The organism is Leifsonia sp. KNZ12-8B (assembly GCF_056755495.1).
In genome coordinates this window covers 1-16,398 of record NZ_JBPGXM010000017.1, presented here as the reverse complement: position 1 = coordinate 16,398, position 16,398 = coordinate 1, and the positions used below count along the sequence as shown (strand labels likewise).

The following is a 16,398-nucleotide window of genomic DNA, read 5'->3' as shown; positions in this document are numbered from 1 at the left end:
GGTGGTCACACGAGAGTCCCGGCACTCCGTGCCGGGACCCGTCAGTGGTGTGGTGGTGGGGCTAGATCGCGAAGCCGAGGGCGCGCATCATGTCGCGCCCGTCGTCGGTGATCCGCTCGGGGCCCCATGGCGGCATCCACACCCAGTTGATGCGGAACGCCTCGACGATCCCGTCGAGCGCCTCCGCCGTCTGCTCCTCGAGCACGTCGGTGAGCGGGCAGCCGGCGCTCGTGAGCGTCATCGAGATGATGAGCGCGTTGTTCTCGTCGTCCCAGGCCAGGTCGTAGATGAGGCCCAGGTCGACGACGTTGATCCCGAGCTCGGGATCCATGACGTTCTTCAGCGCCTCCTCGACCTGGTCGAAGAGCGCCGGGCTCAGAGTGGCGGGCATGGTGGGAGTCTACCTCTCGCGGCTCAGGCGTCGGCCAGGTTGCCCGCGGCGGCGCTGGCGGCCTCGGGCGCGCCGACGTAGCGGTCGTAGCCCTCCTCCTCCAGGCGGTCGGCGAGCTCGGGACCGCCCTGCTCCGCCACCTTGCCGGCGACGAACACGTGCACGAAGTCCGGCTTGATGTAGCGGAGGATGCGCGTGTAGTGCGTGATGAGCAGGATGCCGAGGCCGGTGTTCGCCTTGGCGCGGTTGACGCCCTCCGACACGATCTTGAGCGCGTCGACGTCGAGGCCGGAGTCGGTCTCGTCGAGCACCGCGAACTTCGGCTTCAGCAGCTCCAGCTGGAGGATCTCGTTGCGCTTCTTCTCGCCGCCCGAGAAGCCCTCGTTGACGTTGCGCTCGGCGAACGAGGAGTCCATGCGCAGGTTGGTCATGGACTCGCGCACGTCCTTCACCCAGGTGCGGATCGCCGGCGCCTGGCCGTCGATCGCCGTCTTCGCGGTGCGGAGGAAGTTGGTGTTGGTGACGCCGGGGATCTCGACGGGGTACTGCATCGCGAGGAACAGGCCGGCGCGGGCGCGCTCGTCGACGCTCATCGCGAGGACGTCCTCGCCGTCGAGCGTGATCGTGCCGCGGGTCACCGTGTACTTCGGGTGCCCGGCGATCGTGTAGGCGAGGGTGGACTTGCCGGAGCCGTTGGGGCCCATGATGGCGTGGATCTCGCCCTCGTTGATGGTCAGGTCGACGCCGTTGAGGATGGGCTTGGTGCCCTGGTCGGTCTCGACGGTGACGTGCAGGTCGCGGATCTCAAGAGTGGACATGTTACTGAATCGCTTTCGTGACGCTCGGGTCGATGTAGACGTCTCCGTCGATGAGCTCGACGTCGAAGACGGGGACCGGCTCGTACGCCGGGAGGTTGAGGGGCTTGCCGGTGATCAGCGAGAACTGGGAGCCGTGCGCCCAGCACTCCAGCGTCTCACCCTCGACGAAGCCCTCCGACAGCGAGATCTCGCCGTGGGTGCAGGTGTCGCCGATGGCGTGGATGTCGCCGGCCGAGTCCTTGACGACGGCGATGGGGACGCCGTCCACCACCACGCGGGTGGCCTGGTTCTCGACCAGTTCTGCGGCGGAGCAGACGCGCGTGCCCATCAGCTCGCCGCCGTGGCGGACGCGATGACCGACGACTCCAGCTCTGCCTCGATGGCGGCCTGGAGGCGCTCCTGGAGCGCGGGCGAGCCGATCTGCTGCACGATCTCGAAGAGGAAGCCACGAACGACCAGGCGGCGCGCCTCCTCCTCGGGGATGCCGCGGGACTGGAGATAGAACAGCTGCTCGTCGTCGAACCGGCCGGTCGCGCTGGCGTGGCCGGCGCCGACGATGTCGCCGGTCTCGATCTCGAGGTTCGGCACCGAGTCGGCGCGGGCGCCGTCGGTGAGCACGAGGTTGCGGTTCTGCTCGTAGGAGTCCGTGCCGACGGCCTTCTGGCCGATGAGCACGTCGCCGATCCAGACGGTGCGAGCTCCCTCGCCCTGCAGCGCGCCCTTGTAGGTCACGCGGCTGCGGGTCTCTGGCCCGTCGTGGTGGACGTAGACCTGCTGCTCGAGGTGCTGCGTCGCGTCGGCGAAGTAGGCGCCGAGCAGCTCCACGTCGGAGCGCGCCCCGGCGAGGTGCGCCGACGGGTTCAGCCGCACGACGCCGCCGCCGAGGGTGACCGCCACATGCTTGAGGCGTGCGCCTTCGGCCAGCTCGGCGAAGTGCGCGGCGACGTGGAGGGCCTCGTCGTCCCACTCCTGCACGCTCACGACCGTGAGATCGGCGTTCCTGCCGACCAGGAACTCGACGTTCTCGGCGAGATGCGCCTGGCCGGAGTTCTGGAGGATCAGCGTCGCGTTGGCACCCTCGGCCACCTCGACCACGGTGTGCGCCGCACGGGCGGAGCCGCCGAGCGTCGAGCGGGTGAGCGTGACCTCCTTGCGGTCGTCGCCCGCGATGCGGACGAGGAGCGCCTGCTGGAAGTGCGTCCAGGCGTTCGCGGACGCGCGGTCCTCCGGGGTGCCCGCCGCGCCGATGCGGGCGTCGTCGCGCCCGATCCACTCGGTGGTGACGCCGGAGGCGGTGGTCGCGTCGTAGACGTAGGGCGAGCCGTCGAGCTCACCGGTGATGAGGTCGGCGAGGCGGGCGACGGGCGTGTACTTCCACATCGCCTCGCGGCCGGTGACCTCGGGGAAGTCGGCGACCTGCGTGGACGTGAACCGCTCGGAACGGGTCTGGACGGGAACGGGCGCGCGCATGTGCTTCGGCGCCGACTGCTCGGCCTGCGCCGGAGTGGTAGCTGACATCATTTAGCCGACAGAGCCTTCCATGCCCATCTCGATGAGCTTGTTGAGTTCGAGTGCGTATTCCATCGGGAGCTCGCGGGCGATCGGCTCGATGAAGCCGCGGACGATCATGGCCATCGCCTCGTCCTCCGGAAGCCCCCGGGACATCAGGTAGAACAGCTGCTCCTCGCTGACCTTCGAGACCGTCGCCTCGTGGCCGAGCTGCACGTCGTCCACGCGGATGTCGATCGCGGGATACGTGTCGGAGCGCGAGATGGTGTCGACCAGCAGCGCGTCGCAGCGGACCGTGTTGGCCGCGTGGTGCGCGTTGGCGTCCACCCGGACCTCGCCGCGGTAGCCGGCGCGGCCGCCGCCGCGGGCGATCGACTTCGAGACGATCGACGACTGCGTGTACGGCGCCATGTGGATCATCTTGGCGCCGGCGTCCTGGTGCTGGCCGGGGCCCGCGAAGGCGACGGAGAGCGTCTCGCCCTTGGCGTGCTCCCCCATCAGGTAGATCGACGGGTACTTCATCGTCACCTTGGAGCCGATGTTGCCGTCGATCCACTCCATGGTCGCGCCCTCGGCCGCGGTGGCCCGCTTGGTGACGAGGTTGTAGACGTTGTTCGACCAGTTCTGGATGGTCGTGTAGCGCACCCGGGCGTTCTTCTTGACGATGATCTCGACGACCGCGGAGTGCAGCGAGTCGGACTTGTAGATCGGGGCCGTGCAGCCCTCGATGTAGTGGACGTAGCTGTCCTCGTCGGCGATGATCAGCGTCCGCTCGAACTGGCCCATGTTCTCGGTGTTGATCCGGAAGTAGGCCTGCAGCGGGATCTCGACGTGGACGCCCTTCGGCACGTAGACGAAGGAGCCGCCCGACCACACCGCGGTGTTGAGCGCCGCGAACTTGTTGTCGCCCGCCGGGATGACCGTGCCGAAGTACTCCTCGAAGAACTCGGGGTGCTCGCGCAGCGCGGTGTCGGTGTCCATGAAGATGACGCCCTGCGCCTCGAGGTCCTCGCGGATCTGGTGGTAGACGACCTCCGACTCGTACTGGGCGGCGACGCCGGCCACGAGGCGCTGACGCTCCGCCTCCGGGATGCCGAGCTTCTCGTACGTGTTGCGGATGTCCTCCGGGAGGTCCTCCCAGCTCTGCGCCTGCTTCTCGGTCGAGCGCACGAAGTACTTGATGTTGTCGAAGTCGATCTCCGAGAGGTCGGCGCCCCAGGTCGGCATCGGCTTGCGCTCGAACAGCTGGAGGGCCTTGAGCCGGCGCTGCAGCATCCACTCGGGCTCGTTCTTCAGCGCCGAGATGTCTTTCACCACCTGCGGCGAGAGCCCGCGACGCGCGGAAGCGCCCGCAGCGTCGGAATCCGCCCAGCCGAACTCGTACTGCCCAAGGCTCGCGAGTTCAGGCCGGTCGATCAGGATGTCTGACATATCTACCTCGTTTCCTACCATCCGTAACCGGATATCAGTCCGGCTCATTCCCCCGGGCGACGGCGTGCGCCGCCGCTCGGGCGTCCTGATTGTGCGGGTGGCTGGTGTGCGTACCTAAACTGATCGAGGACACGGGCGACGATGCCCCGGCCGCGTTCGCAGAACGGCGACACGGCACGCGCAGGATCGCGCGTTTCTCGAACCCATCGATTCTACAGGTGCGGGACGGTAATAGTAGAGGCGCGCCTGCACGTTGGCCGAGTATCCGATCCGCACCGCCACCCCGCGAGGAACACCGAGACCCATGAACCGCATCATCGCCTGGCTGCCCGACCGCGTCGACACCCGGCTGCGCGTGGTCGCCTGGGTCTATCTCGTCGGCCAGATCGTCCTGGTCGGCACCGGCGGCCTGGTGCGACTGACCTCCAGCGGGCTCGGCTGCCCGACCTGGCCGAAGTGCACGGCGGACTCCCTCGTCAACACGCCCGAGATGGGCGTGCACGGCATCATCGAGTTCGGCAACCGCCTGCTGGGGGTGCTGCTCGGGCTGGTCGCGATCGTCGCCTTCGTCGCCATCCTGCGGCTGCGCAAGCAGCGGCCCGACCTGTTCTGGCTGACGCTGCTGGCCGGGCTCGGCATCCCCGCCCAGGCGGTGATCGGCGGTCTGAGCGTGCTGACCGGGCTGAACCCGTACGTCGTCGGCCTCCACTTCGTCGTCTCGATCGTGCTGGTCGGACTGTGCACGGCGTTCCTGTTCCGCGTCTACGACGTTCCCGGTCCCCGCGTCCGCGCCGTTCCGGGCTGGTTCGCGGCGGTGGCGCATGTCACCAGCGCGGTCGTCGCGGTCACCATCCTGGTCGGCATCCTGACGACGGGCTCCGGGCCGCACGCCGGCGACGCCGACGCCCCGCGCAACGGGCTGAACTCCGAGCTGCTCCAGCACGTGCACGCCATCCCCGCCTACGTGACGTTCGGCCTCACGCTGGTACTGGTCCTCGGCTCGCTCCGCATCCGCACCACCCGCGTGCACCGCTACACGATGTACCTGCTGGCCGTGGAGGTGCTCCAGATCGCGGTGGGGCTCATCCAGGCGAACACCGGGCTGCCGGGCATCCTGGTCGGCGTCCACATGATGCTCGCGGCGGCCCTCGCCGCCGCGATGACCGCCGTCATCCTGTCGCTGAAGGCGCCGGCGCCGTCCGCGGTGGAGGCCGCCGGTCCCGCGGTCAGCGGCGCCGTTCGCGCCTAGGAGCCCTTTACCGGGACGGCGCCCGGAGCACGCCGGACAGCGCCTCCCGCGACTCCCCCCGGAAGGTCAGCATCCGACGCTCGCCGGCGTCGAAGGCGAAGCCGACCGCCTCCCCCAGCCGCTTGCTGCGCAGGTTGTCCGGGAGACAGTCCCAGTGCAGCACCGTGCAGCCGAGCCCCGCGGGGTCGAGCGCGTACGCGACGACCGCCCGCACCGCCTCCCGCATGTACCCGTGACCGCGGGCGGAGGGGCGCAGCCAGCAGCCGAGGGAGGCCGAGCCCGCGCCTCGTCGAGCCGCACCTCCACGGTGCCGAGCAGCGGGGCGTCCCCGGCCGTGCGCAGCGCCCAGACCGTGTACCGGCCGCTCAGCTCCCCATGCGGGCAGTAGCTGTGGACGTAGTACTCCGCATCATCGCGCGTATACGGGGAGGGCACGGGTACCTGGCGCTGGGTTTCGGGGTCCGTGCAGGCGTCGAGGACGGCCTCCACGTCGCCCGCGCGCGGGGCATCGAGGACGAGCCGGGCCGTCCTCAGCTCCTGCACGTCAGAACGGGAGCAGCGGGTCGATCGCGACGGCCAGGAAGATCAGCGTCAGGTAGGCGATCGAACCGTGGAACACCCGCATCGGCGACACGGACTCGTGCCGGATGGCGAGGTTGTAGAGCCGATGCGACTCGTACAGGAACCAGCCGCCGGCGACCAGCGAGACGGCGATGTAGACCAGGCCCATGTGGGCGACCGGGATGAGCAGCAGCGAGCAGGCGACCATCGCCCACGCGTACAGGATGACCTGGAGCCCCACGACGGCGCGGCCTCGGACCACCGCGAGCATCGGGACACCGGCCTCCTTGTAGTCCGACCGGTACTTCATCGACAGCGGCCAGTAGTGGGGCGGGGTCCAGAGGAAGATGATCCCGAACAGGATGAACGGCGCCCAGTCGAGCGAGCCGGTCACCGCGGCCCAGCCGATCAGCACCGGCATGCAGCCCGCGATGCCGCCCCACACGATGTTCTGCGGCGTGCGGCGCTTCAGGATGAGCGTGTAGAAGACGACGTACAGCAGGATCGCGACGACCGAGAGCCCCGCGGCGAGCCAGTTGGTGAAGAACCCGAGCACGAGCACCGAGGCCGCGCCGAGTGCCCACGCGAAGACCAGCGCCTCCCGGTCCGAGAGCTCGCCGGTGACCAGCGGCCGGTTCTTGGTGCGGCGCATGACGCGGTCGATGTCGCGGTCGATGTAGCAGTTGAAGGCCCCCGCCGAGCCCGCCGACATGTAGCCGCCGACGACGGTGGCGAGCACCACCAGCAGGTTCGGGATGCCGTGGGCGGCGAGGATCATCGTCGGGACGGTCGTCACCAGCAGCAGCTCGACGACGCGCGGCTTGGTCAGCGCGATGTACGCCTTGACCTTGCGAGCGACGCCGATGCGGCCCGGTTCGACACGGCTCTCTACAGCGACGTCCATTGCTCCTCGGTCATCCGATCGGTGGTGGGGGTTCGCTACGAGTCTACGACACGGCGTAGAGCACTACCCCGCCGCGAGAGAGCTCGCAAGCGGCTGCGGGAACACCCCACGTTTCGTGCGTGTTACCTATACTTGGAGATGCTCGCCAGCCGAAGCCGACGCGTGTGCGCGGTTCTTTGTAGGACTCGCACGCATCCGCGGCCCGGCGCCGATGACGTCCACGGCGCGCACTACCTCAACCGGTGCGGGTTCCACAGACGGCCCTCACCACTTCGACGAAGGGTCAGTTTTCACGTGGCAGCTCTGCAGTGGGATCCCATTGACGACAAGGCAGTAGACACGGTCCGCATCCTCGCGGCCGACGCGGTGGAGAAGGTGGGCAACGGGCATCCCGGCACGGCGATGAGCCTCGCCCCGGCCGCGTACCTGCTGTTCCAGAAGGTCATGCGCCGCGATCCCCGCGACCAGCACTGGCTGGGCCGCGACCGCTTCATCCTCTCGGCCGGTCACAGCTCGCTGACCCAGTACATCCAGCTGTACCTCGGCGGCTACGGGCTCGAGCTCGACGACCTCAAGGCGCTCCGCACCTGGGGCTCGCTCACCCCCGGACACCCCGAGTACGGACACACCGACGGCGTGGAGATCACCACCGGACCTCTCGGTCAGGGCATCTCCTCGGCCGTCGGTTTCGCTTATGCGCAGCGGTTCGAGCGCGGCCTGTTCGACCCGGAGGCCGCTGAGGGCACCAGCCCGTTCGACCACCACGTCTACGTCATCGCCTCCGACGGCGACCTGGAGGAGGGCATCTCGAGCGAGGCGTCCTCGCTCGCCGGCCACCAGGAGCTCGGCAACCTGATCGCGATCTACGACGCCAACCAGATCTCGATCGAGGACGACACCGACATCGCCTTCACCGAGGACGTCGCCGCCCGCTACGAGGCATACCACTGGCACGTCCAGGTCGTCGACTGGAAGAAGACGGGCGTCTACAAGGAGGACGTCCACGAGCTCTACGAGGCGATCGAGAACGCGAAGGCCGTCACAGACAAGCCGTCGCTCATCGTCCTCAAGACCATCATCGGCTGGCCGTCGCCCAAGAAGCAGAACACCGGCAAGATCCACGGCTCTGCCCTCGGCGCCGACGAGCTGCGCGCGGTCAAGGAGGTGCTCGGCTTCGACCCCGACAAGACCTTCGAGGTCACCGACGAGGTCATCGAGCACACCCGCAAGGCCGTCGAGCGCGGCGCGCAGGAGCACGCCGAGTGGCAGAAGGGCTTCGACGCCTGGGCCGAGGCGAACCCCGAGCGCAAGGAGCTCCTCGACCGGCTGCTCTCCGGTGCGGCCCCGGCCGACCTGGAGTCCGTGCTGCCGATCTTCGAGCCGGGCAAGGACGTCTCCACCCGCGCCGCGAGCGGCAAGGTGCTGAACGCCATCGCGCCGATCATGCCCGAGCTGTGGGGCGGCTCCGCCGACCTCGCCGAGTCGAACAACACGACCATCGAGGGCGCGGCGTCGTTCGTCCCCGCCGAGCGCTCTACCCACGAGTGGACCGGCAACCCGTACGGCCGCGTGCTGCACTTCGGCATCCGCGAGCACGCGATGGCCGCGATCATCAACGGCATCGTCCTGCACGGCCCGACCCGCGCCTTCGGCGGCACGTTCCTCATCTTCAGCGACTACATGCGCCCGGCCGTCCGCCTGGCCGCGCTGATGAAGGTGCCCTCGATCTTCGTCTGGACGCACGACTCCGTCGCGCTCGGCGAGGACGGCCCCACGCACCAGCCGATCGAGCAGCTCTCGACCCTCCGCGCCATCCCGAACCTCGACGTCGTCCGCCCGGGCGACGCCAACGAGGTCGCGTACGCGTGGAAGACCATCCTCGAGCGCCGCGAGGGTCCGGCCGGCATCGCGCTGACCCGCCAGAACATCCCCGTGTTCGAGCGCGGCGACGGCGACGCCGAGGGCGACACCCTCGCGTCGGCGAAGAACGTCGCCAAGGGCGCGTACGTCCTGGCGGAGGCTCCCGGCGGCACGCCGGACGTCCTGCTCATCGCGACCGGCTCGGAGGTGCAGATCGCGCTCGAGACCCGCGAGGTGCTGAAGGGCGAGGGCATCAACGCCCGCGTCGTCTCGGCGCCGTGCCTCGAGTGGTTCCACGAGCAGCCCGCCGAGTACCAGGAGGCCGTGCTCCCGTCGTCCGTGAAGGCCCGCGTCTCGATCGAGGCCGGCCTCGCGCTCGCCTGGAACAAGATCGTCGGCGACCACGGCCGCAGCGTGTCCATCGAGCACTTCGGCGCATCGGCGGACTACAAGACGCTGTTCCGCGAGTTCGGCATGACCACCGAGCACGCCGTCGCCGCCGCGAAGGAATCGCTCGCGTCGCTCTGAGCGCGGGCACACAGAGGAGATAGAAGAACAATGACCGACACCACTCCCACCGCCCAGCTCTCCGCAGCCGGCGTCAGCATCTGGCTCGACGACCTGTCGCGCGAGCGCATCAACTCCGGCGGCCTGCAGAGCCTCATCGCCGAGAAGAACGTCGTCGGCGTGACCACGAACCCGACGATCTTCGCCACCGCCCTCTCCAAGGGCGAGGCGTACGACGAGCAGGTCCGCGAGCTCGCCGCCGCCGGCGTCTCCGTCGACGACGCGATCTTCGAGATCACGACCGACGACGTCGCCAACGCCAGCGACATCTTCCACGACATCTACGAGCGCACCAACGGCGTCGACGGCCGCGTCTCCATCGAGGTGGAGCCCGGACTCGCGCACGACGCGAAGGGCACCGTCGAGGCCGCCAAGAAGCTCGCCGCCAAGATCGACAAGGCGAACGTACTGATCAAGATCCCGGCGACCGTCGAGGGCGTCGAGGCGATCACCGAGACCATCGCCGCCGGCATCAGCGTCAACGTGACCCTGATCTTCAGCCTGCAGCGCTACCGCGAGGTCATCAACGCGTACCTCACCGGCCTCGAGCGGGCCAAGGAGGCGGGCATCGACCTCTCCGGCATCCAGTCGGTCGCCTCGTTCTTCGTGTCGCGCGTCGACACCGAGATCGACAAGCGCCTGACCGCCATCGGCTCCGACGAGGCGCTCGCGCTCAAGAGCAAGGCCGGCGTCGCCAACGCCCGCCTCGCGTACCAGGTCTACGAGGAGGCGTTCGCCACCGAGCGCGCCAAGAACCTGGTCGCGGCCGGCGCCAACGAGCAGCGCCCGCTCTGGGCCTCGACCGGCGTCAAGGACCCGAGCCTCCCCGACACGCTCTACGTGACGCAGCTCGTCGCGCCGAACACGGTCAACACCATGCCCGAGAAGACGCTCGACGCGACCTTCGACCACGGTGTGATCACCGGCGACACCATCACCGGCAACTACGCCGACGCCAACGAGGTGCTCGACAAGCTGGCGGCGCTGGGCGTCGACTACGACGACGTGACCGCCACGCTCGAGCGCGAGGGCGTCGAGAAGTTCAACGTCTCGTGGGACGAGCTCGTCCAGACCGTGACCGACGCGCTCGAGGGCGCCAAGGCGCAGGCGGCGGCCAAGTGACCTTCCGCATCCACGTCACCGGCCCGGCCGCGGAGGCCGTCAAGACGGTGGTGCCGCAGCTGGTGGCCGACAGGGTCGCCTCCGGCATCACCGCCCAGGACCCGGCCCTCTGGGGCCCCGCTGCCGAGCCCGAGGCGTCCAAGCGCCTCGGCTGGGTCGAGGCGGTCGCCATCTCGCGTCCGCTGGTCGCCGAGATCGACGCCCTGCGCGAGGAGCTGCACGCCAAGGGCGTGAACCACATCGTGCTGGGCGGCATGGGCGGCTCCTCCCTCGCCCCCGAGGTCATCACCCGGACGGCGGAGGCCGAGCTGACGGTGCTCGACTCGACCGACCCCGGCCAGGTGCTCGACGCGCTGCGCGACCGGCTGGAGGCGACCGCTGTCGTCATCTCGTCGAAGTCCGGATCGACGCTCGAGACCGACAGCCAGAAGCGCATCTACGAGAAGTGGTTCCGCGACGCCGGCATCGACCCGCGCGAGCGCATCATCATCGTCACCGACCCGGGCTCCCCGCTCGACCAGGCGGCGCGCGAGGCGGGCTACCGCGTGTTCAACGCCGACCCGAACGTGGGCGGCCGCTACTCGGCGCTGACCGCGTTCGGTCTCGTGCCGTCCGGCCTCGCCGGGGTGGACATCAGCGAGCTGCTCGACGAGGCCGAGGCGACGCTGATCGAGCTCGCCGTCGACAACGACGAGAACCCGGGCCTCGTGCTCGGCGCCGCGATCGCCGGCACGAGCCCGCTCAAGGACAAGCTCGGCATCGTCGCGGACGGCACCCACATCGTGGGCTTCGCCGACTGGGCGGAGCAGCTGATCGCCGAGTCCACCGGCAAGGAGGGCACCGGCCTCCTCCCCGTGGTGCTCGACAAGCTCGCCCCGGAGCTGGAGTTCAAGCCCGCCGACCTCCAGGTCGTCCGGCTCGTCGCCAACGCCGAGGCGCACCACCTGTTCCCGGCCGACCGGCACGAGGGCGAGATCCTCGTCTCGGGCAGCCTCGGCGCCCAGCTCATCGTCTGGGAGTACGCCGTGGCGGTCGCCGGCCGCCTGCTCGGCATCAACCCGTTCGACCAGCCCGATGTGGAGGCCGCCAAGGCCGCCGCGCGCGCTCTGCTGGACAACCGGCCCGAGCCCGCCGCCCCGGCCTTCACCGCCGGCGGCGTCGAGGTGCGCACCACGGGCTCGTTCCTGGGCGACGCCACAACGCTCGACGCCGCGGTGGACGCGCTGCTCGCGCAGCTCGGCCCCGACGGGTACGTCGCGGTCCAGGCCTACGTCAACCGCATCGCGCTCCCCCAGCTCGCGGGCGTCCGCGACCTGCTCGCCGCCAAGGCGAAGCGGCCGGTGACGTTCGGCTGGGGCCCGCGCTTCCTGCACTCGACCGGGCAGTTCCACAAGGGCGGCCCCGCCGTCGGCGTGTTCCTGCAGATCACGGCCACGGCTCCGGAGGACCTCGAGATCCCGGACCGTCCGTTCACGTTCGGGCAGCTCATCCAGGCGCAGGCCGCGGGTGACGCCAGCGTGCTCGGCGAGCACGGCCGTCCGGTGCTGACCCTGACGCTCACGAACCCCGAGGCGGACGTCGTCTCGCTGTTCGAGGCCGTCAACTGACAGCGGCGCGCCGCGCCGACCAAGGAGATCGATGTCCCCGGTGGAAATCACCCCGGAGTTCAACCCGCTGCGGTTGCCCTCCGATCGCCGCCTCAACCGCATCGCGGGGCCCAGCAGCCTCATCATCTTCGGAGTGACGGGAGACCTCTCCCGCAAGAAGCTGATGCCCGCGGTGTACGACCTCGCCAACCGCGGCCTCCTGCCGCCCGGGTTCTCGCTCGTCGGGTTCGCCCGGCGCGACTGGGAGGACCAGGACTTCGAGAAGGTCGTCTACGACGCGGTGAAGCAGTACGCCCGCACCCCGTTCGAGGACGACGTCTGGAAGCAGCTCGCGCAGGGCATCCGGTTCGTCCCCGGCGAGTTCGACGACGACGACGCCTTCATCCGGCTCAAGGAGACGGTGGAGGAGCTGGACCGCGCCCGCGGCACGATGGGCAACCACGCGTTCTACCTGTCCATCCCGCCGAAGGCGTTCCCGCTCGTCACCGAGCAGCTCAAGAAGTCGGGGCTCGCCGACCAGTCCGGAACCGGCTGGCGGCGCGTCGTGATCGAGAAGCCGTTCGGTCACGACCTGCAGTCGGCGCGTGAGCTGAACGCGGTCGTCGAGACGGTGTTCCCGCCGGACTCGGTCTTCCGGATCGACCACTACCTCGGCAAGGAGACGGTCCAGAACATCCTGGCGCTGCGCTTCGCGAACGAGCTGTACGAGCCGATCTGGAACGCCAACTACGTCGACCACGTGCAGATCACCATGGCCGAGGACATCGGCGTCGGCGGTCGCGCCGGGTACTACGACGGCATCGGCGCGGCGCGCGACGTCATCCAGAACCACCTCCTGCAGCTGCTCGCCCTCACGGCGATGGAGGAGCCGATCTCGTTCAACGCGGCGGACCTCCGCTCCGAGAAGGAGAAGGTGCTCGCCGCGGTGCGCCTGCCCAAGGACCTCGCCACGTCGACGGCCCGCGGGCAGTACTCCAGCGGCTGGCAGGGCGGCGAGAAGGTCGTCGGCTTCCTGGAGGAGGACGGGATGAACCCCGAGTCCACCACGGAGACCTACGCGGCCATCAAGTTGGAGATCGGCACCCGCCGCTGGGCGGGCGTGCCGTTCTACCTGCGCGCCGGCAAGCGCCTCGGCCGCCGCGTCACCGAGATCGCGGTCGTGTTCAAGCGCGCCCCGCAGCAGCTCTTCGCGGAGTCGCAGACCAGCGCGCTCGGCCAGAACGCGCTCGTCATCCGCGTCCAGCCGGACGAGGGCGTCACCATCCGCTTCGGCTCCAAGGTCCCCGGCGCCGGCATGCAGGTGCGCGACGTGAGCATGGACTTCGGCTACGGCCACGCCTTCACCGAGGCGAGCCCGGAGGCGTACGAGCGGCTCATCCTCGACGTGCTGCTCGGCGACCCGCCGCTGTTCCCCCGCCACGAGGAGGTCGAGCTCTCCTGGAAGATCCTCGACCCGATCGAGGAGTTCTGGGCCGCCGAGGGCGGCCGGCCGGAGCAGTACCGTCCAGGAACCTGGGGCCCGCGCTCGGCCGACGAGCTGCTGGCCCGCGACGGCCGCGTTTGGAGGCGTCCATGATCGTCGACCTGCCCGCAACCACTGTCAGCAACATCTCGAAGGCACTGGTCAAGATCCGCGAGGAGGGCGGCGCGGTCGCCCTCGGCCGTGTGCTCACCCTCGTGATCGCCACCCACCTCGGTCAGGAGGAGGAGGCCATCGAGGCCGCCAACGACGCCTCCCGCGAGCACCCGATGCGCGTCATCGTGGTCTCGACCGAGGAGGAGCGCAGCCACGACGGCGAGGGCCGGCTCGACGCGCAGATCCGCGTCGGCGGCGACGCCGGCGCGAGCGAGGTCATCGTGCTCCGCGCCTACGGCGAGACCGCGAGCGACGAGGAGGGCCTGGTCACGGGCCTGCTGCTGCCCGACGCCCCCGTGGTCGTCTGGTGGCCCGGCGTCGCCCCGGCCAAGGTCTCCACCTCTCCCCTGGGCCGGATCGCCACGCGCCGCATCACCGACGCGTCGGCGCAGCCGAACCCGCAGGAGGCGCTGTACCACCTGGCCGAGACGTACGCGCCGGGCGACACCGACTTCGCCTGGACGCGGCTCACGCTGTGGCGAGCGCAGCTCGCCGCGGTGCTCGACCAGCCGCCGTACGAGCCGGTCACGTCGATCGAGGTCGCCGGCGCGGCGGACTCCCCGTCGACGCTCCTGCTCGCCGCCTGGCTGCGCCTGCAGCTCCAGGCGCCGGTGCACTACGACCTCGCGTCGCGCGCCATCGGCTCCGGCGGCATCCACGGGGTGCGCCTCGAGCGGCCCTCCGGCCCGATCGTGCTCGAGCGCGAGATCCCGAACGTGGCCAAGCTGTCGCAGCCGAACCAGCCCTCGCACGACCTCGCGCTGCCACGCCGGAACCTCCGCGACTGCCTCGCCGAGGAGTTGCGTAGGCTGGACCCCGACGACCTCTACGGTGAGGTCATCACCAAGGGTCTCGGGCTGCTCGAGGCCTCCGAAGAGGGAGCGGGCTCCAAGGCATGACGAACGAACGGCGGGTGCTCGTCCACCCCGACAAAGAGGCTCTGACGGCGTCGGTGGCCGCACGGTTCCTGACCAAGACCATCGACATCCTCGACGACCTCGACGGGGCGAACATCGCACTCACCGGCGGCACCATGGGCATCGCGGTGCTGGAGGCCGTCAACTCCTCCCCCGCCCGCGACACCATCGACTGGTCGAAGGTGCACTTCTGGTGGGGCGACGAGCGGTTCGTTCCGCGCGACGACCCCGAGCGCAACGAGCGCCAGGCCCGGGAGGCGCTGCTCGACCACATCGCCGTGCCGCCGGAGAACATCCACCCGTTCCCGGCCTCGGACGACATCGCCGACATCGACGAGGCGGCCCGTGTGTACGCCGCCGAGCTCGAGGCGTTCGCGTCGGAGGGCCAGCGGTTCCCGCGGTTCGACATCACGTTCCTCGGTGTCGGGCCGGACGGGCACATCGCCTCGCTGTTCCCCGACCGCGCGGGCATCCGTGAGACGGAGGCGACGGTGATCGCCGAGCGCGAGTCGCCCAAGCCGCCGCCGCAGCGGCTCAGCCTGACGCGTCCGGTGCTCAACGCCTCCGACCGCATCTGGCTGGTGCTGGCCGGCACCGACAAGGCGAGCGCTCTCGGCCTCGCCCTGGCGGGCGCCAGCTTCACCGAGGTTCCCGTCGCCGGCGCCAAGGGCCGGAAGCGCACGGTGTTCTTCGTCGACAAGGACGCCGCCGTCGACGTGCCGGAGAACCTCATCGCGCCGAGCTACTGACGCGATGAGCACCACGAGATGAGGGGACGCACGTCCCGGGTCGCCACCGCTGCGTTGATCGCGGCGGTGGCGATCCTCGTCACCGGCTGTTCTTTCCTCGGTCCCGCGGCGTCGCCGCAGCCGACGGCCTCCACGACGCCGACGCCCACGCCGACGGCCAGCGTCGTCACCGGTCTCCCGTACGCCCCGGCGACCCCGCCCGGCAGCAACGGCCACCTGCTCGACCTCTACCTGCCCGCGCCCACCGGCCGCCCCGCACCCGTTGTCCTCTGGACGGGCGGGAGCGCGTGGCGGGCGGACGACGGCGGTTCGACCGCGCCGATGCTGGCGGAGGTCCTGAACCCGCAGGGCTACGCCGTCGTCGGCGTCAACGTGCGCGCGAGCAGCCAGGCCCGCTTCCCGGCGCAGCGGAACGACATCGCGGCCGCCATCCGCTATCTCACGTCGGTGGCCGACCAGTACGAGCTCGACACCGACCGCCTGGTCGTCTCCGGCGACTCGTCCGGCGGCTGGGCGGCCCTCCAGGCGGGCCTGACCGGGCAGCCGGTGAAGGGTGTCGTCGCGTTCTACCCGCCGACCGACTTCGCCACCTTCGACGCGCAGCTCCCGGCGTGCGCCCACGGAGCCGCCGCCTCTGTCATGTGCATGACCACCGCGGGCTCGCCGATCGCGGCCGAGCTGGGATGCATCATGCCGACCTGTCCGCCGGCGCGACTGGCCGACGCCTCTCCGGTGAGCCATGTCGACGCCGGCGACCCGCCGATCCTGCTCTTCCACGGCATGCGCGACGACGTCGTGCCGTACCAGCAGAGCGTGGAGCTGGCGAACCGCGTGACCAACGCCGGAGGGACGGCCGACCTCGTGCTCGTCTCCACCCTGGGTCACTCGACCGCGCAGACGATCCTCGACGATCCGGGCTACCGGGCGCTGCTGCTCCGCTTCCTCGACGACGCCCTGAACTGACCCACGTCGCACGACGACGAGTCGCACGACGACGAAGAGCCCCCCCGGGGGGGGGGGGCGGGGGGGGGGTGGGGGGGGGGGGGGGGGGGGGGGGGGGGGGGGGGGGGGGGGCGG

Annotated in this window: 14 protein-coding genes and 1 pseudogene; 8 read left to right on the top strand and 7 right to left on the bottom strand. The window is 70.1% G+C overall.

The genetic code is table 11. The features are described from left to right. Nucleotides 1-61: 61 nt before the first annotated feature. Genes ACR9ZG_RS04570 through sufB form a run of 5 tightly spaced genes read right to left on the bottom strand, consistent with a single transcriptional unit; the run spans nucleotide 62 to nucleotide 4,149 of the window. The gene (locus ACR9ZG_RS04570) at nucleotides 62-391 is read right to left on the bottom strand and encodes a metal-sulfur cluster assembly factor (protein WP_301208424.1); all 330 of its coding nucleotides are present in this window, start codon (nucleotides 389-391) and stop codon (nucleotides 62-64) included. A gap of 23 nt (nucleotides 392-414) precedes the next feature. After that, on the bottom strand, nucleotides 415-1,209 hold the full coding sequence (gene sufC, locus ACR9ZG_RS04565) for a Fe-S cluster assembly ATPase SufC (protein ID WP_481283639.1): 795 nt from the start codon (nucleotides 1,207-1,209) through the stop codon (nucleotides 415-417). A 1-nt stretch (nucleotide 1,210) separates the two neighbouring features. Beyond that, nucleotides 1,211-1,540, bottom strand: a complete 330-nt coding sequence (locus ACR9ZG_RS04560) for a non-heme iron oxygenase ferredoxin subunit (RefSeq protein WP_481283664.1) — start codon at nucleotides 1,538-1,540, stop codon at nucleotides 1,211-1,213. Further along, nucleotides 1,537-2,730, bottom strand: coding sequence for a Fe-S cluster assembly protein SufD (sufD, locus tag ACR9ZG_RS04555; RefSeq protein ID WP_481283638.1), 1,194 nt, complete (start codon nucleotides 2,728-2,730; stop codon nucleotides 1,537-1,539). The genes ACR9ZG_RS04560 and sufD overlap by 4 nt, the downstream gene beginning before the upstream one ends. After that, nucleotides 2,731-4,149: a Fe-S cluster assembly protein SufB gene (gene sufB, locus ACR9ZG_RS04550; RefSeq protein ID WP_481283637.1), complete on the bottom strand. Its 1,419-nt coding sequence runs from the start codon at nucleotides 4,147-4,149 to the stop codon at nucleotides 2,731-2,733. Between the two features lie 304 nt (nucleotides 4,150-4,453). On the opposite strand from sufB, the gene ACR9ZG_RS04545 reads away from it, so the two are divergent. Further along, nucleotides 4,454-5,398, top strand: a complete 945-nt coding sequence (locus tag ACR9ZG_RS04545) for a COX15/CtaA family protein (RefSeq protein ID WP_481283636.1) — start codon at nucleotides 4,454-4,456, stop codon at nucleotides 5,396-5,398. Between the two features lie 7 nt (nucleotides 5,399-5,405). Here ACR9ZG_RS04545 and ACR9ZG_RS04540 read toward each other — a convergent pair. After that, a pseudogene (locus tag ACR9ZG_RS04540) lies at nucleotides 5,406-5,887 on the bottom strand (GNAT family N-acetyltransferase). A 55-nt stretch (nucleotides 5,888-5,942) separates the two neighbouring features. Continuing rightward, the gene (locus ACR9ZG_RS04535) at nucleotides 5,943-6,863 is read right to left on the bottom strand and encodes a heme o synthase (RefSeq protein ID WP_481283635.1); all 921 of its coding nucleotides are present in this window, start codon (nucleotides 6,861-6,863) and stop codon (nucleotides 5,943-5,945) included. A 294-nt stretch (nucleotides 6,864-7,157) separates the two neighbouring features. Here ACR9ZG_RS04535 and tkt point away from each other — a divergent pair, with 294 nt between their 5' ends. From tkt to ACR9ZG_RS04500, 7 genes are read left to right on the top strand one after another with little or no spacing between them, the layout of a single operon-like run. Further along, nucleotides 7,158-9,251, top strand: a complete 2,094-nt coding sequence (gene tkt, locus ACR9ZG_RS04530; protein WP_481283634.1) for a transketolase — start codon at nucleotides 7,158-7,160, stop codon at nucleotides 9,249-9,251. A 30-nt stretch (nucleotides 9,252-9,281) separates the two neighbouring features. Then, entirely contained in the window at nucleotides 9,282-10,412 is a 1,131-nt protein-coding gene (gene tal, locus ACR9ZG_RS04525; RefSeq protein ID WP_481283633.1) for a transaldolase, read from the top strand. Further along, nucleotides 10,409-12,019, top strand: coding sequence for a glucose-6-phosphate isomerase (locus ACR9ZG_RS04520; RefSeq protein ID WP_481283632.1), 1,611 nt, complete (start codon nucleotides 10,409-10,411; stop codon nucleotides 12,017-12,019). Before tal ends, ACR9ZG_RS04520 begins: the two co-directional genes overlap by 4 nt. Nucleotides 12,020-12,050: 31 nt before the next feature. Beyond that, nucleotides 12,051-13,595, top strand: a complete 1,545-nt coding sequence (zwf, locus tag ACR9ZG_RS04515; protein ID WP_481283631.1) for a glucose-6-phosphate dehydrogenase — start codon at nucleotides 12,051-12,053, stop codon at nucleotides 13,593-13,595. After that, nucleotides 13,592-14,554 carry a glucose-6-phosphate dehydrogenase assembly protein OpcA gene (locus ACR9ZG_RS04510; protein WP_481283630.1) on the top strand — a complete coding sequence of 321 codons (963 nt, stop codon included), beginning with the start codon at nucleotides 13,592-13,594 and terminating at the stop codon, nucleotides 14,552-14,554. Before zwf ends, ACR9ZG_RS04510 begins: the two co-directional genes overlap by 4 nt. Then, entirely contained in the window at nucleotides 14,551-15,321 is a 771-nt protein-coding gene (gene pgl / locus ACR9ZG_RS04505; protein ID WP_481283629.1) for a 6-phosphogluconolactonase, read from the top strand. The genes ACR9ZG_RS04510 and pgl overlap by 4 nt, the downstream gene beginning before the upstream one ends. 18 nt (nucleotides 15,322-15,339) lie before the next feature. Further along, nucleotides 15,340-16,284, top strand: a complete 945-nt coding sequence (locus ACR9ZG_RS04500) for a prolyl oligopeptidase family serine peptidase (protein ID WP_481283628.1) — start codon at nucleotides 15,340-15,342, stop codon at nucleotides 16,282-16,284. Nucleotides 16,285-16,398 lie beyond the last annotated feature (114 nt).

Coding starts and splice junctions, on each gene's coding strand:
- ACR9ZG_RS04570 (WP_301208424.1), bottom strand. CDS start 391: ATGCCCGCCACTCTGAGCCCGGCGCTCTTCGACCAGGTCGAGGAGGCG.
- sufC (WP_481283639.1), bottom strand. CDS start 1,209: ATGTCCACTCTTGAGATCCGCGACCTGCACGTCACCGTCGAGACCGAC.
- sufD (WP_481283638.1), bottom strand. CDS start 2,730: ATGATGTCAGCTACCACTCCGGCGCAGGCCGAGCAGTCGGCGCCGAAG.
- sufB (WP_481283637.1), bottom strand. CDS start 4,149: ATGTCAGACATCCTGATCGACCGGCCTGAACTCGCGAGCCTTGGGCAG.
- ACR9ZG_RS04545 (WP_481283636.1), top strand. CDS start 4,454: ATGAACCGCATCATCGCCTGGCTGCCCGACCGCGTCGACACCCGGCTG.
- ACR9ZG_RS04535 (WP_481283635.1), bottom strand. CDS start 6,863: ATGGACGTCGCTGTAGAGAGCCGTGTCGAACCGGGCCGCATCGGCGTC.
- tal (WP_481283633.1), top strand. CDS start 9,282: ATGACCGACACCACTCCCACCGCCCAGCTCTCCGCAGCCGGCGTCAGC.
- zwf (WP_481283631.1), top strand. CDS start 12,051: ATGTCCCCGGTGGAAATCACCCCGGAGTTCAACCCGCTGCGGTTGCCC.
- ACR9ZG_RS04510 (WP_481283630.1), top strand. CDS start 13,592: ATGATCGTCGACCTGCCCGCAACCACTGTCAGCAACATCTCGAAGGCA.
- pgl (WP_481283629.1), top strand. CDS start 14,551: ATGACGAACGAACGGCGGGTGCTCGTCCACCCCGACAAAGAGGCTCTG.
- ACR9ZG_RS04500 (WP_481283628.1), top strand. CDS start 15,340: ATGAGGGGACGCACGTCCCGGGTCGCCACCGCTGCGTTGATCGCGGCG.